16 protein-coding genes and 1 pseudogene are annotated in these 12624 nt (G+C 52.3%); 13 read left to right on the top strand and 4 right to left on the bottom strand.

Annotated features, from left to right (window positions below; translation table 11 throughout):
• Genes ACTF5M_RS03860 through ACTF5M_RS03850 form a run of 3 tightly spaced genes read left to right on the top strand, consistent with a single transcriptional unit; the run spans nucleotide 1 to nucleotide 2461 of the window.
• Nucleotides 1-867 carry a ribokinase gene (locus tag ACTF5M_RS03860; RefSeq protein WP_438959763.1) on the top strand — a complete coding sequence of 289 codons (867 nt, stop codon included), beginning with the start codon at nucleotides 1-3 and terminating at the stop codon, nucleotides 865-867.
• On the top strand, nucleotides 864-1766 hold the full coding sequence (locus ACTF5M_RS03855) for a D-amino acid aminotransferase (protein WP_438959762.1): 903 nt from the start codon (nucleotides 864-866) through the stop codon (nucleotides 1764-1766). The genes ACTF5M_RS03860 and ACTF5M_RS03855 overlap by 4 nt, the downstream gene beginning before the upstream one ends.
• Nucleotides 1763-2461: an HAD family hydrolase gene (locus ACTF5M_RS03850; protein WP_438959761.1), complete on the top strand. Its 699-nt coding sequence runs from the start codon at nucleotides 1763-1765 to the stop codon at nucleotides 2459-2461. The genes ACTF5M_RS03855 and ACTF5M_RS03850 overlap by 4 nt, the downstream gene beginning before the upstream one ends.
• Nucleotides 2462-2467: 6 nt before the next feature.
• Here ACTF5M_RS03850 and ACTF5M_RS03845 read toward each other — a convergent pair whose 3' ends face one another.
• On the bottom strand, nucleotides 2468-3685 hold the full coding sequence (locus ACTF5M_RS03845; protein WP_048598546.1) for an argininosuccinate synthase: 1218 nt from the start codon (nucleotides 3683-3685) through the stop codon (nucleotides 2468-2470).
• Nucleotides 3686-3802: 117 nt separating this feature from the next.
• On the opposite strand from ACTF5M_RS03845, the gene ilvA reads away from it, so the two are divergent.
• Nucleotides 3803-5050, top strand: a complete 1248-nt coding sequence (ilvA, locus tag ACTF5M_RS03840; protein WP_438959760.1) for a threonine ammonia-lyase IlvA — start codon at nucleotides 3803-3805, stop codon at nucleotides 5048-5050.
• Here ilvA and ACTF5M_RS03835 read toward each other — a convergent pair.
• Complete coding sequence (locus ACTF5M_RS03835) at nucleotides 5030-5362, bottom strand: Hpt domain-containing protein (RefSeq protein ID WP_438959759.1); 333 nt, start codon at nucleotides 5360-5362, stop codon at nucleotides 5030-5032. The two genes, ilvA and ACTF5M_RS03835, sit on opposite strands and share 21 nt — an antisense overlap.
• A gap of 109 nt (nucleotides 5363-5471) precedes the next feature.
• On the opposite strand from ACTF5M_RS03835, the gene ACTF5M_RS03830 reads away from it, so the two are divergent.
• The 3 genes from ACTF5M_RS03830 (at nucleotide 5472) to ACTF5M_RS03820 (ending at nucleotide 6721) form a co-directional block, all read left to right on the top strand.
• A complete protein-coding gene (locus tag ACTF5M_RS03830) occupies nucleotides 5472-6014 on the top strand; it encodes a response regulator (RefSeq protein WP_438959758.1) in 543 nt (180 codons plus the stop codon).
• Complete coding sequence (locus tag ACTF5M_RS03825) at nucleotides 5987-6205, top strand: hypothetical protein (RefSeq protein WP_438959757.1); 219 nt, start codon at nucleotides 5987-5989, stop codon at nucleotides 6203-6205. Before ACTF5M_RS03830 ends, ACTF5M_RS03825 begins: the two co-directional genes overlap by 28 nt.
• A gap of 75 nt (nucleotides 6206-6280) precedes the next feature.
• Nucleotides 6281-6721 (top strand): PP2C family protein-serine/threonine phosphatase, encoded by a 441-nt coding sequence (locus ACTF5M_RS03820; protein WP_438959756.1) that lies wholly within the window; start codon nucleotides 6281-6283, stop codon nucleotides 6719-6721.
• On the opposite strand, the gene ACTF5M_RS03815 is transcribed toward ACTF5M_RS03820, so the two are convergent.
• Complete coding sequence (locus ACTF5M_RS03815; RefSeq protein WP_438959755.1) at nucleotides 6705-7148, bottom strand: NUDIX hydrolase; 444 nt, start codon at nucleotides 7146-7148, stop codon at nucleotides 6705-6707. The genes ACTF5M_RS03820 and ACTF5M_RS03815 overlap by 17 nt on opposite strands.
• Nucleotides 7149-7225: 77 nt before the next feature.
• Between ACTF5M_RS03815 and ACTF5M_RS03810 the strand changes: the two genes are divergently transcribed.
• From ACTF5M_RS03810 to ACTF5M_RS03785, 6 genes and pseudogenes are all read left to right on the top strand, one after another.
• Entirely contained in the window at nucleotides 7226-8224 is a 999-nt protein-coding gene (locus ACTF5M_RS03810) for an Hsp33 family molecular chaperone HslO (RefSeq protein WP_438959754.1), read from the top strand.
• Nucleotides 8217-8807 carry a CoA pyrophosphatase gene (locus tag ACTF5M_RS03805; RefSeq protein WP_438959801.1) on the top strand — a complete coding sequence of 197 codons (591 nt, stop codon included), beginning with the start codon at nucleotides 8217-8219 and terminating at the stop codon, nucleotides 8805-8807. Before ACTF5M_RS03810 ends, ACTF5M_RS03805 begins: the two co-directional genes overlap by 8 nt.
• On the top strand, nucleotides 8804-9946 hold the full coding sequence (locus ACTF5M_RS03800) for a CCA tRNA nucleotidyltransferase (protein WP_438959753.1): 1143 nt from the start codon (nucleotides 8804-8806) through the stop codon (nucleotides 9944-9946). Before ACTF5M_RS03805 ends, ACTF5M_RS03800 begins: the two co-directional genes overlap by 4 nt.
• Complete coding sequence (locus tag ACTF5M_RS03795) at nucleotides 9939-11153, top strand: class I SAM-dependent RNA methyltransferase (RefSeq protein ID WP_438959752.1); 1215 nt, start codon at nucleotides 9939-9941, stop codon at nucleotides 11151-11153. Before ACTF5M_RS03800 ends, ACTF5M_RS03795 begins: the two co-directional genes overlap by 8 nt.
• A gap of 16 nt (nucleotides 11154-11169) precedes the next feature.
• A pseudogene (locus ACTF5M_RS03790) lies at nucleotides 11170-11346 on the top strand (transporter); the annotation flags it as partial.
• An 83-nt stretch (nucleotides 11347-11429) separates the two neighbouring features.
• Nucleotides 11430-11927, top strand: a complete 498-nt coding sequence (locus ACTF5M_RS03785; protein ID WP_438959751.1) for a L,D-transpeptidase family protein — start codon at nucleotides 11430-11432, stop codon at nucleotides 11925-11927.
• Here the strand turns inward: ACTF5M_RS03785 and ACTF5M_RS03780 are convergent.
• Nucleotides 11919-12467 (bottom strand): CAP domain-containing protein, encoded by a 549-nt coding sequence (locus ACTF5M_RS03780; protein ID WP_438959750.1) that lies wholly within the window; start codon nucleotides 12465-12467, stop codon nucleotides 11919-11921. The genes ACTF5M_RS03785 and ACTF5M_RS03780 overlap by 9 nt on opposite strands.
• Nucleotides 12468-12624 lie beyond the last annotated feature (157 nt).

Raw genomic sequence — 12624 nt, 5'->3', positions numbered from 1 at the left:
ATGACCATTTGGAACCTGGGGTCGATCAACGCCGACCATACCTACCGCGTCGATAAGCTGCCCATTGCCGGAGAAACGTTGGCCTCTCGGTCGTTGACGATTGGGCTGGGCGGCAAGGGCGCAAACATGTCTGTGGCTGCCGCGCGCGCTGCGGCGCGTGTCTGTCATATCGGTGCTGTGGGTGGGGATGGTACAAAGTGGCGAGACCGGCTTTTGGAGTACGGTGTGGATACGCGTTTTATTGCGGTCGTGGATGAACCAACGGCCCATGCGATTATCACTGTTGATGATGGTGGTGAGAACCAAATCATACTCTATTCAGGCGCAAACGGGGTTATCCCTGAAAATCTGATTGGCTCTGCGCTGAGTGAGGCGAACGCCGGTGATATTTTCGTTACGCAGAATGAAACCAATGGTCAGCATGAAGCGGCTAAAATTGCAAAAGAACTTGGTCTGCGAGTGATGTATGCTGCCGCGCCATTTTCGGCCGACGCAATTATTGCGCTTGATGGGCTGATCGATATTCTTGTGTTGAACGAGGTCGAGGCAGGCCAGCTCCAAGATGCGACTGGCAAAGAGGTGTCGGAGTTTGGCATTGCGCAGGTGCTGATCACCAAGGGTTCAGATGGCGTTACTGTTTATGACAGTGGCACAAGGCTTGATGTGCCGGCGGTCAAAGTAGATGCAGTTGATACTACGGGTGCCGGTGACACGTTTACTGGGTACTTTGCGGCTGGGCTTGATCGTGGTTTTGGGCTGGAGCAGTCTCTAAATTTAGCTGTCCAAGCCGCTGCGATCATGGTGACGCGTCATGGTACGGCTGATGTGATACCCGACCTTAAAGATGTGCAGGATGCAAAATTATGAATGAGCACGTAACAACCCACCAAGCCGAAGAAGACGCCCGAAATGAAGCGCTTTTGATCTATTTGAATGACTGTGTTGTGCCAAAAGCCGAGGCTGTGGTTAGCGTTTACGACAGCGGCTTTATGCTGGGCGACGGTGTTTGGGAGGGCTTGCGTCTTTATAACGGTGTTTGGGCTTTTCTGGATGAGCATTTGGACCGTCTGTTTGAGGCTGCAAAAGCGATTGATCTGGATATCGGTAAAACCCAAGAAGAAGTGCGCATTGCACTGGAACAGACCCGCATTGCAAATGAGATGACCACGAATGCCCACGCGCGGCTTATGGTGACAAGGGGTCCAAAGACGCGGCCGTTTCAGCATCCAAGCCTAAGTCAAAATGGTCCGACATTCGTGATCATTATGGAGCACTCACAACCCAAAATTCCGCGACCAATCAAGCTGGCGACTGTGCCTCATCTACGAGGCTTGCCAATGACCCAAGATCCGAAATTGAACTCGCACAGCAAACTGAACTGTATCCTTGCATGTATTGCTGCTGAAAAAGCTGGCGCTGACGAAGGGCTGATGTTGGATGTTAATGGCTTTGTGAACACGACTAATGCCTGCAACTTTTTCATTGTGCGTAAAGGCGCGGTTTGGACCAGTACGGGCAATTACTGCATGAATGGCATCACGCGCCAGAAGGTGATTGATCTGTGTCGCGCCAACGACATCCCAGTATTTGAACGAAATTACTCACTTGTTGATACTTATGGCGCGGATGAAGCCTTTTTGACGGGTACATTCGGCGCGCAAACTCCAGTTAGTCACATTGACGGACGCCAGATTGGGACAGGTGAGATGGGGCCTATGACCATGCGCTTGCGCGAGCTTTATAAGAAATTGGTCGATCAACAATGACGCGTATCGCCATGTGGTCAGGCCCGCGCAACCTGTCGACGGCTATGATGTATGCGTTCGGAAACCGGTCAGATTGCATCGCAATTGATGAGCCGTTGTATGCCGCCTATTTGGCGCAAACAGGTTTGGTTCACCCTATGCAGGACGCGATATTAGCAAGCCAACCAACAAACGCGCAGGATGCGCTTATGGCGCTGACCCAACCTCAAACGATGCAGTATGAAAAGCATATGACACACCATATGTTGCCGACATTTTCACGTGACTGGCTTAGCGATGTAAAGAACGCCTTTCTTATTCGGCACCCAGCGAGAGTGATTGCCAGCTATCAGGCGAAACGGGAAAGCCCCACGTTTGACGACCTTGGGTTTGCGCAGCAGCTTGAGTTGTTTGAGACGTTTGGCGGTGTAGTGATTGATAGTGCAGATATTCGCGCTGATCCGCAGCAAATGCTTGGTAAACTTTGTGATGCGCTGGGCATTCCGTTTGATGAGGCGATGCTTTCGTGGCCACGCGGCCCCAAGGATTTTGATGGCGTTTGGGCGGATCACTGGTACGGCACTGTGCACAATAGTACCGGATTTTCTGGTGCTGAGGGGCCGTTGCCCGAAGTCACAAAAGAAAACGCGCCCCTGTTGGAGCGCGCTTTGCCAATTTACGAGACACTGTCAAAGCAATGTCTCAAACCTAACTGATGTGTCTTACTTGAGACGACGGTCGCGCGCGGCGAGAAGTTTCAAGCGAAGTGCGTTCAGCTGAATAAAGCCTGCTGCATCTTTTTGATCATAAGCGCCTGCGTCATCTTCGAAAGTGACGTGTGCTTCTGAATAAAGCGAGTGGTCAGACCAGCGTGCGACTGTGCGCACGGAGCCTTTGTAAAGCTTCAGCTTAACAGTACCGGTTACGTGACGCTGTGAGTGGTCGATTGCAGCTTGAAGCATCTCACGCTCTGGGCTGAACCAAAAACCATTATAAATCAGTTCCGCGTAGCGTGGCATCAGTTCGTCTTTGAGGTGCGCTTCGCCACGGTCCAGAGTGATCTGCTCAATGCCGCGGTGTGCTTCAAGCAGGACAGTTCCGCCTGGCGTCTCATAGATACCGCGTGACTTCATGCCCACAAAACGGCCCTCAACTAGGTCAAGGCGACCCACACCGTTGCGGCCACCAATTGTGTTCAATTCGGTCAGCACTTCGGCAGGCGACATTGCTTTGCCATTGATGCTTACTGCGTCACCTTTTTCAAAGCCGATCTCGATGAATTCAGGTGTGTCCGGCGCGTCTTCGGGGTGGACCGTGCGCTGGTAGACATAATCGGGGGCTTCTACGGCCGGGTCTTCCAGAACTTTACCTTCAGACGAGGTGTGCAGCAGATTTGCGTCAACGCTGAATGGCGCTTCGCCGCGCTTATCTTTAGCGATTGGGATTTGGTTTTTCTCAGCAAAGTCGATCAGTTTGGTGCGGCTGGACAAGTCCCACTCACGCCACGGAGCAATGACTTTGATGTCAGGGTTCAGCGCGTACGCAGCCAGTTCGAAGCGAACTTGGTCATTGCCCTTGCCGGTTGCGCCGTGCGCAATCGCGTCTGCGCCCGTTTCTTCCGCAATTTCTACAAGGCGCTTTGAGATGAGTGGCCGCGCAATTGAGGTACCGAGCAGGTAAAGACCTTCGTAAACGGCATTGGCACGGAACATTGGGAAAACGAAATCCCGAACAAATTCCTCACGTACGTCTTCAATGTAGATGTCAGAAGCGCCCATCATTTCAGCTTTGGCGCGCGCAGGTTCAAGTTCTTCGCCTTGACCCAAATCCGCAGTAAAAGTCACCACTTCGCAGCCATATTCTGTCTGCAGCCACTTCAAGATGATGGATGTGTCGAGGCCACCTGAATAGGCAAGGACGACTTTTTTTGGTGCAGACATTGGCGTTCTCCTGATCACGTATGGCGGCGGGATAATCCGTTTTGTTACCTGCGGCAAGGGATGCTGCTTTCTGAAACATTGTTCTGTGATAGGGTGGCATGACCAGAAGGAATGCACATGACTGATTTTGTACAAAGAGCCAAAGCATCCGAGGCAGAAATGCGCGCCTTGTTCGAGGCATCGCCACTTCAAAGAAATGCGCACCTTAGCGAAATGTACGATGCTGATATTTGGTTAAAGCGAGAAGATCTGACGCCTGTGCGCAGTTATAAAATTCGTGGTGCATTTAATGCGATGCGCAAATGTTTGGCGCAGACCCCGCATCAGCAGTTGTTTGTGGCCGCGAGTGCGGGAAATCACGCTCAGGGCGTTGCTTATGTATGTAAGCATTTTGGGCGACGCGGCGTGATATTTATGCCAGTAACAACGCCGCAGCAGAAGATTGATAAAACACGTATTTTCGGTGGGGATGCGATCGAGATTGTGTTGGTTGGTGATTATTTCGACAGTACTTTGGCTGCCGCACGCGCTTATTGTGATGAACAGGGCGCGCATTTTCTATCACCCTTTGATGACCCAGATGTGATTGAAGGACAGGCGTCAGTTGCAGTCGAGATGATGCAACAGCTTGGCGCTGCGCCTGACGTGATTGTCTTACCCGTGGGTGGCGGCGGTCTTTCATCGGGCGTGACTGCTTACATGGCAAGTCAGGGGTCTGATGCTGATTTGTACTTGGTTGAACCTGAAGGCGGAGCAAATCTAACGGCAGCGCTTGAGGCGGGTGTGCCGGTTGCGCTGGATCATGTTGATACTTTTGTTGATGGTGCGGCGGTTGGGCAAATAGGCGATGCAACGTTTGAGGTTCTAAAGGACACATCACTGGATCGCGTCATTAGAATTGCCGAGGACCGTATTTGTACAACCATGTTGGATATGTTGAATACCGAAGGTGTCGTGCTCGAACCTGCGGGCGCGTTGGCAATTGATGCACTCAAAGACATTTCGGACGATATTCGGGGCAAGCGGGTGGTTTGTATCGCTTCGGGCGGTAATTTCGATTTCGAAAGGCTACCGGAAGTGAAAGAGCGGGCGCAGCGATCAGCCGGTTTGAAGAAGTACTACATTCTTCGGATGCCTCAACGACCCGGCGCTTTGAAAGACTTCCTTCACATGCTTGGACCCAGTGACGACATTGCACGGTTTGAGTACCTCAAGAAATCGGCGCGCAACTTTGGGTCTGTCTTGATTGGTATCGAAACCACTGATCCATCCAGCTTCACGCGTCTTACGGAGTTGATGGAGCAGGGTGGCTTTGGCTACCGTGACATCACCAATGATGGTGCGCTAGCCGAATTCCTGATTTAGGCGCTTGGCACCAAGGTTGGTTAGAAACACATTGATCGTAGTATCATAGGCCTGTCGCAAGGTAGCAACGTGAGCAATATCTTCGGGCTGTTGTTCGATCTGTTTTGCGGCTTCAACCACATCAGACATGCCGACGTTAACGGCACTTCCGCGAATACTGTGCGCAATTTTAGAGCGCTCAGCATCTGTTTTGCTGCCCTCAAGCGCGCTAAGAAGCTCGCGCGGTTCAATGTCAAAAATTTTAACAACTTCATCAAATATCTCGTCACCGACGTCGCTTTGCAATGCCGTGACTTGCGCCCAATCAATCATTTTATTCCCCGGGTATTACACCAGATATCGGCAAAGAGTTTTAATTTAACATGACTGAAATCGAGGGAATCTTAACTTTATCTTCAAGCCTTCGTGACACCCGTGTCGGATGATTTTAGAACAGCCAGAAAACGCCAGGAATGTAGCCAAACGCGTGTTGGTTGCTGATGATAGTGCACTTCAAAGGCGCATCTTATCAAAAATTCTAGAGGCACGTGGCTATCATGTAACTCAAGCGACGGATCGGGCAGAGGCGCTTAATATGTGCCACAGCGCGCAGTTTGATGTTATCATTAGCGATTGGATGATGCCGCAACTAACAGGGCCCGAGTTTTGCCAAAAATTTCGCGCGATGGAAGACGGAACCTACACGTATTTTGTGCTGCTCACCACCAAGGGTGATGCGGCTGATATTGCGTTTGGGCTTGAAGCAGGCGCGGATGATTTCCTGACAAAGCCGGTGGACGGTTCTGAACTTCAGGCGAGGTTGGGTGCAGGCCACCGGATTGTGGAAATGCAACGTGAGCTATTTATCCGAAACGCCGAGATCGCCGGCGCGTTGGGCGAGATTCAGCGCCTATATGATATTTTGGACCGCGACTTACAGCAGGCAAAACGCTTCAAATGTCGCTGTTGCCAGAGCCAAATGTAAACTTTGGTCGCGCAAACATTTCGCTTGGATTGCGGTCTAGCGGTCATGTTGGTGGCGATCTGGTTGGGTACTTCAAGATTAATGAAAATCAGGTGGGTCTGTTTGGTCTTGATGTGTCGGTTCACGGGGTATCAAGCGCGTTAATGACGGCGCGTCTTGCGGGGTATCTCTCGGCTGGTGATCCCGTATAAAACGTCGCAATTGAGAACAATGCGGGTAGTCCCGCGGCCGTTTCTCCGGAACGGGTTGTCCGACGTCTCAATGACATGATGTTTTCAGAAATTGCGACAGAACACTATTTCACTATTCTTTATGGTGTGATTGATACAGAGACGGGAGATTTTTCATTTTGCCAAGCAGGCCATCCGCACTCGATCCTGCAGCGAAGTGCGGGCTCGGTTCAGCGTCTTGGCGCAGGCGGATTGCCTGTGGGATTGATCGATGGTGCGTCATATGAATTGTCTCATGTTCAACTTTATGCCGGTGATCGGGTCTTTATTGGGTCAGACGGGATCACTGAGGCGCTGAACAAAAAAGGTGAGATGTTTGCAGAACATGGGCTTTGCGAGTTGCTAGAGCGAAGTCGCGCCCTCAGTGGGGGCCGCCTCTTGGATCAAGTCGTTGATGAGGTCACGCGGTTTACTGGTTCTGATGACCTTGAAGATGATTTGTCGGCGATTTCACTCGGGTTCAGAGCTGCTCAATAAGGCTACTCAAAAACATCCGGTCACCATCATTGCCTAATGCGTCAACTGCCTCGTTCATCGGCATCCAAACCGGATGGTGGCCTTTTTCAATTGGCTCACTCAATTTCAAAACAGGTGTTCCCACGTAAACGGAGCACAGCTTTTCGGCCCAAAGATCGTACTCGGGCATAAACGTGAACCTACGAAAGGCACCCAGCTTTCGAAGATTAGCAGCGCGCCAGCCGGTTTCCTCCAAGATTTCACGGTGCAGGGCCGGGATTGGATGTTCACCAATCTCAACGCCGCCGCCAGGAAGTTGAAATTCTGGTTCTGGGCGTTCCTGAAAGGTCAGAAGTATATCGCCTCCACGTCGCAAAATAGCGTAGGCTCCGGGGCGATGAACATAGCGCTGACCTGCCTTTGGTGTCTCTCCAATTCGCATCATCATGGTGCTGCCCCTTTTTTGCGTGCTTTACGTGCCTATATTGCCACGATATGTCGCCACGACCCGGCTTAGGAAATCACATGTCGAACACATCGAAAATCGCTTGGGACGACACTGTCCTACCGTTCCAACTTGATCAATCGGATATTCGAGGCCGCGTTGCGCGTCTTGATGGCGTGCTGGATCACGTTTTGGCGCGACATGATTATCCACCGCTGATTGAGGCGCTCGTGGCGGAAATGTCGCTGTTAACGGCGCTTATCGGTCAAACTATCGCGCTGCGTTGGAAGCTGTCTTTGCAGGTGCGCGGCAATGGTCCGGTGCGTTTGATCGCGACGGATTACTACGGCCCTACCGATGATGGAGAGCCCGCACGCATCAGGGCCTATGCCAGCTATGACAAAGAGGCGATCGATCTGAACGGTAATGGTTACGACCAAATCGGTAATGGTTATTTTGCGATCCTGATTGATCAAGGCAAAGGCACCCAGCCTTATCAGGGTATCACACCGATTGCGGGTGGTTCCCTGTCAGCTTGTGCTGAGGCTTACTTTGCTCAATCCGAGCAACTGCCAACGCGCTTTGCGCTCACTTTCGGCCGCTCCACAATAGCGGATGAGCAGGAAAGCTGGCGCGCAGGCGGCGTGATGTTGCAGCACATGCCCAAGGCGTCGCCTTTGATGGCAAAGAAAGATGCTCCGGATGGATCTGGTGAGGCACTGGTTACAGCCTCTGATCTTCTGGAGGACGATGCGGCGGAAAACTGGACGCGCGCAAATGTGTTGCTTGATACTGTCGAGGAGCTTGAGCTGATCGGCCCATCCGTATCGCCAACCGATTTGTTGCTGCGTTTGTTCCATGAGGAAGAGCCGCGAGTCTATGAAGCCCAGCCCGTTCGTTTTGGATGCACATGCTCTGAGGAGCGTGTGAAGCAAAGCCTATCAATTTATTCTGCCTCAGACATTGGTCACATGACCACCGATGAGGGGTTGGTTGAGGCGGATTGCCAGTTCTGTGGCGCACACTACGAATTGGACCCAAAGACAGTTGGATTCGAGGCAGAAGGTGCCTCTGACTGATCTAAGATCTCAAGTGTTGGGGTTCCTTGCGACTGCGCAGGGAGCCTCATCCGATTTTGATCTAAATCCTGATTTGCCCCACCCAACGAGCAAAACGCGCCCTGCGGGAGTGCTTGTTTTGATACGTGAAAACGCGAGCGTGCAGGAAGTTTTGCTGACAAAGCGTTCTGCAAGGCTGCGGCATCACCCAGGCCAGATTGCGTTCCCTGGTGGCAAGCAAGACCCCGTAGATGTGGATGTGATTGAAACCGCCTTGCGTGAGGCGCGTGAGGAAGTTGGGTTGCCTGGCGGTGTGGTAGATGTGCTTGGAACGCTGCCGACACATATAACTGTCACAAGCTTCGATGTGACACCTGTTGTTGCTTTGTTGCAAGAACCTTTTGAAGTGGTCTGTGAAGCTGGCGAAGTGGACGAAGCTTTCTGGGTGCCGCTTGATCATCTTTTGGATGTGGACAGGTATTCGGTGCAGTCGCGCCGCTGGTCCGGTACGTGGAGGTCTTATTATACGGTGCCATTTGGCCCTTATTACATTTGGGGGGCCACAGCGCGCATGCTAAGAACGCTCGCGGAGGCGGCGCAATGACACAATTTGACTGGCTGCAAGCAAAAGCACCGCAGACTGTTTTGGCCTTACTCAACGCCGACGGCGGCGAGGGGTATGTCGTGGGCGGATGTGTGCGAAACGCGTTGATGGGGCGTGATATAACTGACTTGGATATGGCTACGTCCCTTGTTCCAACCGACGTAATTGCGCGTGCAGAAGCAGCAGGCCTTCGCGTTATTCCCACAGGTATCGAGCATGGCACAGTCACTGTTGTGGCACATGGCTCCCCGTTTGAAGTGACTACATTCAGAAGTGATGTTGAGACGGACGGACGGCACGCAATAGTGGCTTTTTCTACATCAATCCTTGAAGACGCTAAGCGGCGCGATTTTACAATGAACGCATTGTACGCCAACCAAAGTGGTGAGGTGATCGATCCGTTGAACGGTCTGGCTGACCTTCATGTGGGCCATGTCAGGTTTATTGGTGATGCGGATGATCGCGTTGCCGAGGACTACTTGCGCATTCTGCGGTTTTTCAGATTTCAGGCTTGGTACGGGAATTCTGATCTGGGGCTAGATGCGGATGCTCTGGCAGCCTGCGCTGGTGGTATCGAAGGGTTAGGGCAAATCGCCCGTGAGCGTATCGGCGCCGAAATGGTCAAGCTCATGACTGCGCCTGACCCAAGCCTTGCGGTATCTGCAATGGCGCAAACTGGGGTTCTGAATGCCGTTGTTGAAGGCGGGGTCACGAACGTACTGCCGGTTTTTGTGCATTTAAGCGCGCAGTTAGCTGTCGATCCAATGGCGCGGCTTGCAGCTGTCACGGGTGATGTTTCGACGTTGCGGTTAAGCAACGCACAGCAGAAACGGTTTGCGATCTACCGTGCGGAGATGGGATCAATGACCGCGGCTGGCGCATTGGGTCATGAACATGGATTTGAGGTTGGTGCGTTGTGCCTTGCCCTGTGCGCCGCGATGTTTGAGCAACCATTGAATGGGGTAAATGACGTTCGCCGTGGAGCAGAGGCAGTTTTCCCTTTGGTTGCTGCCGACCTTATGCCGGCGTATTCGGGCGCTAAGTTGGGCGCGGCCCTTCGGGATGCAAAAGACCGCTGGATTGCATCTGATTTTGCACTGACAAAAGATGACTTAATTGAAGGGCTGGAAAATGGCTGAAGTGACGATTGAACGGCTTGGCTATAAAGGTGACGGGATTGCAGCAGGACCGATATTCGTACCGCGCACGTTGCCAGGGGAGGTGGTGAAGGGCGAGATCGATGGTCAGATCATGCCAAAGCCGGTAATTCAGACGCCCTCTGACCACCGCATCAAAGCACCTTGTTCACATTACAACAGCTGTGGTGGTTGCAGCTTACAGCATGCACATGATGATTTTGCGTCCAACTGGAAGAAAGAGGTTGTTCAATCGGCGCTTGCCTCACGCGGGATTGAGCGTGCGGTGGATGCCATTCATACCAGTCCAGCACAAAGCCGTCGGCGCGCTAAACTGACAGGTAAGCGGACGAAGTCAGGGGCGCTTGTGGGTTTTCATGGCCGCGCGTCTCACACTGTTTTGGCGGTGCCCAACTGTGAGATCCTTCATCCCGATCTGCTAAGCCTCATTCCAGTGTTGGAGCAGCTGACAGTTGAGTATGGCTCACGCAAGGGAGAGGTTGAGTTTACCGCCACCGTTACCAATACGGGCATTGATTTGGATGTTGCTGGTGCAAAGCCTGCTGGCCCGCAAGAGCAGGCGGCTTTGGCACAATTGACTGTTCGCCACGGGGTTGTACGCCTGACTTGGAATGGTGAGTTGTTGGCCATGGAAACACCGCCGCAATTGACGATGGGAAAAGCGGCGGTTTCGCCACCGTCCGGCGCGTTTTTGCAAGCCACGGAACACGGTCAGTTGGCGCTTGAAGCGTTCATCATCAACAACATCGCAGGTGCCGCGAAAGTTGCAGATTTGTTTGCAGGTTGTGGCACATTCAGCCTGCCAATGGCGGCTCATGCGGCTGTTCACGCGGTTGAAGGTGAAGCCGAGATGATTGATGCGTTGGCCAAAGGTTGGCGCATGGCCAGCGGCCTTCATTCGGTCACCACCGAGGCGCGTGATTTGTTTAGACGGCCACTGATGCCCGATGAGTTGTGTAAATTTGATGTTGTTGTGCTTGATCCACCGCGCGCCGGTGCTGAGGCGCAGGTTCAAGAGATTATCGAAAGTGAGGTGCGTAAGGTTGTGATGATTTCATGCAGCCCCGTGACCTTCGCGCGTGATGTAGAGGCATTGACGAAAGCTGGATTTTCCTTGGAAAAACTGGAGGTTTTGGATCAATTCAGGTGGTCCCATCATGTCGAAGTCGCAAGCGTCCTTGCGCGGTAAATTTGCATCACTCTGACCACATTACAAAGTGACACTTCAGGTTGATTTGGCAAATCTGAACGAACGGCAAGCATACATTGAGATTCGGCCCGGGATGCAGGCGCAAGTAGAGCTTCATACGGGCGAAAAGACTGTGCTGCAGTATCTCTTGAAGCCTTTGTATAAATCGCGTGAGGCGTTTCGCGAGCCTTAGGCCGTATTCAGTAATGTCTTTGTGATAGTAGCGTTTTGCAGTAAATGTGCCGAAAGACAGTGAAAAACTGAGGGCAGGTATTGATGCAACGGCGAACGTTTCTTCTTGGGCTTATGGGCCTTGGGCTTGCGGGATGCGGCCTTATGGGAGTGCCTAAAGCTTACCGTGGTCCTAAGGTTACGCAGATTACGGTTTCAAAATCACGCCGCAAAATGTGGCTGATGCATAATAAGCGCGTTCTGCGTCGCTATAACATTGGTCTGGGGTTCGCGCCAGAAGGCCATAAAAAGGCCGAAGGCGATGGCCGGACACCTGAGGGCACGTACTTCATCGACCGGCGCAATCCTAATAGTGCGTATCATCTGTCTCTGGGCATTTCATATCCAAATGCAAACGATGTGGCTGTCGCCAAGGCTGCAGGCGTTGAACCGGGTGGCGACATTTTCATCCATGGTCGCGGCCCGCGCTTTCAGCTGGCGCGAGGGGATTGGACGTGGGGATGCATAGCCGTGACAGATCGTGAGATGACGGAAATCTACTCAATGGTCCAAACAGGAACGCCAATTGTGATTTTACCCTAAGGGTATCGGCTTTTGGGGTGTTGCGGCAGCCTCACCTAAAACCAATGTCCACCAGATTTTGCCGTTTGTTTCCTGAAACCATGCAAAACCCATTTCAGTTGCATCGGTGTTTAGAATAACACGGCGTGTGCCTTCTTCTTCCATCCATGCGGCCAACGTCTCTAGCTCGGTTTCATAAGTTTCCGAGATTGCCTCACCGATGAATGCACCTGAGTATCCAGCGCGTGCAACACGGTCTAATGGGGATGACCCGTCAGAGCCAAAGTGCCATGGTCGATTTTGCACCGACATATCGCGCGCGTGTGTGGCTGCTGCCGCCGTTAACTCAGCACTCAGTTCGATTGGTCCTGCTCCGGACGCTTGGCGCAGCGCATTTACTGAATCCAGCGTGCGGAACTGGATTTTGGCGGTATCACGTTCGCGGATTTGATAGAGCTTTGGCCGAGGCTTTCCGTCGATTGCCAGCTGTCCTGACGTAATCGGGGTACAAGCCGCCAATGAAAGCGCAACTGCCAGCGAAAGAAGAATGGGACGGATCATATCAATTAAACCTCAAAACTTTCTCAACGTGTAAACCAACACCGTTGTAGATCAAACCCAGATTAGAAAAATCGTGGCGATCTAACGCTTGTTTGATTTGCTAGTGCTGCTTTCAGGCAATAATTACATCTTAAATGGTTTTACCAGGAGCGATATT

The sequence above is a fragment of the Nereida sp. genome (assembly GCF_965655635.1).
Classification (GTDB): domain Bacteria; phylum Pseudomonadota; class Alphaproteobacteria; order Rhodobacterales; family Rhodobacteraceae; genus Nereida.
The sequence above is the reverse complement of the archived record's forward strand: the minus strand, read 5'-3'. Positions and strand labels throughout refer to the sequence as shown.

Bases quoted from the DNA above. Each gene is read 5' to 3' on its own strand.
- ACTF5M_RS03780 (WP_438959750.1), bottom strand. From the start codon at position 12,467: ATGATCCGTCCCATTCTTCTTTCGCTGGCAGTTGCGCTTTCATTGGCG.
- ilvA (WP_438959760.1), top strand. From the start codon at position 3,803: ATGACTGATTTTGTACAAAGAGCCAAAGCATCCGAGGCAGAAATGCGC.
- ACTF5M_RS03815 (WP_438959755.1), bottom strand. From the start codon at position 7,148: ATGATGATGCGAATTGGAGAGACACCAAAGGCAGGTCAGCGCTATGTT.
- ACTF5M_RS03785 (WP_438959751.1), top strand. From the start codon at position 11,430: ATGCAACGGCGAACGTTTCTTCTTGGGCTTATGGGCCTTGGGCTTGCG.
- ACTF5M_RS03860 (WP_438959763.1), top strand. From the start codon at position 1: ATGACCATTTGGAACCTGGGGTCGATCAACGCCGACCATACCTACCGC.
- ACTF5M_RS03820 (WP_438959756.1), top strand. From the start codon at position 6,281: ATGATGTTTTCAGAAATTGCGACAGAACACTATTTCACTATTCTTTAT.
- ACTF5M_RS03795 (WP_438959752.1), top strand. From the start codon at position 9,939: ATGGCTGAAGTGACGATTGAACGGCTTGGCTATAAAGGTGACGGGATT.
- ACTF5M_RS03825 (WP_438959757.1), top strand. From the start codon at position 5,987: ATGTCGCTGTTGCCAGAGCCAAATGTAAACTTTGGTCGCGCAAACATT.
- ACTF5M_RS03830 (WP_438959758.1), top strand. From the start codon at position 5,472: ATGATTTTAGAACAGCCAGAAAACGCCAGGAATGTAGCCAAACGCGTG.
- ACTF5M_RS03845 (WP_048598546.1), bottom strand. From the start codon at position 3,685: ATGTCTGCACCAAAAAAAGTCGTCCTTGCCTATTCAGGTGGCCTCGAC.
- ACTF5M_RS03850 (WP_438959761.1), top strand. From the start codon at position 1,763: ATGACGCGTATCGCCATGTGGTCAGGCCCGCGCAACCTGTCGACGGCT.
- ACTF5M_RS03810 (WP_438959754.1), top strand. From the start codon at position 7,226: ATGTCGAACACATCGAAAATCGCTTGGGACGACACTGTCCTACCGTTC.
- ACTF5M_RS03855 (WP_438959762.1), top strand. From the start codon at position 864: ATGAATGAGCACGTAACAACCCACCAAGCCGAAGAAGACGCCCGAAAT.
- ACTF5M_RS03835 (WP_438959759.1), bottom strand. From the start codon at position 5,362: ATGATTGATTGGGCGCAAGTCACGGCATTGCAAAGCGACGTCGGTGAC.
- ACTF5M_RS03800 (WP_438959753.1), top strand. From the start codon at position 8,804: ATGACACAATTTGACTGGCTGCAAGCAAAAGCACCGCAGACTGTTTTG.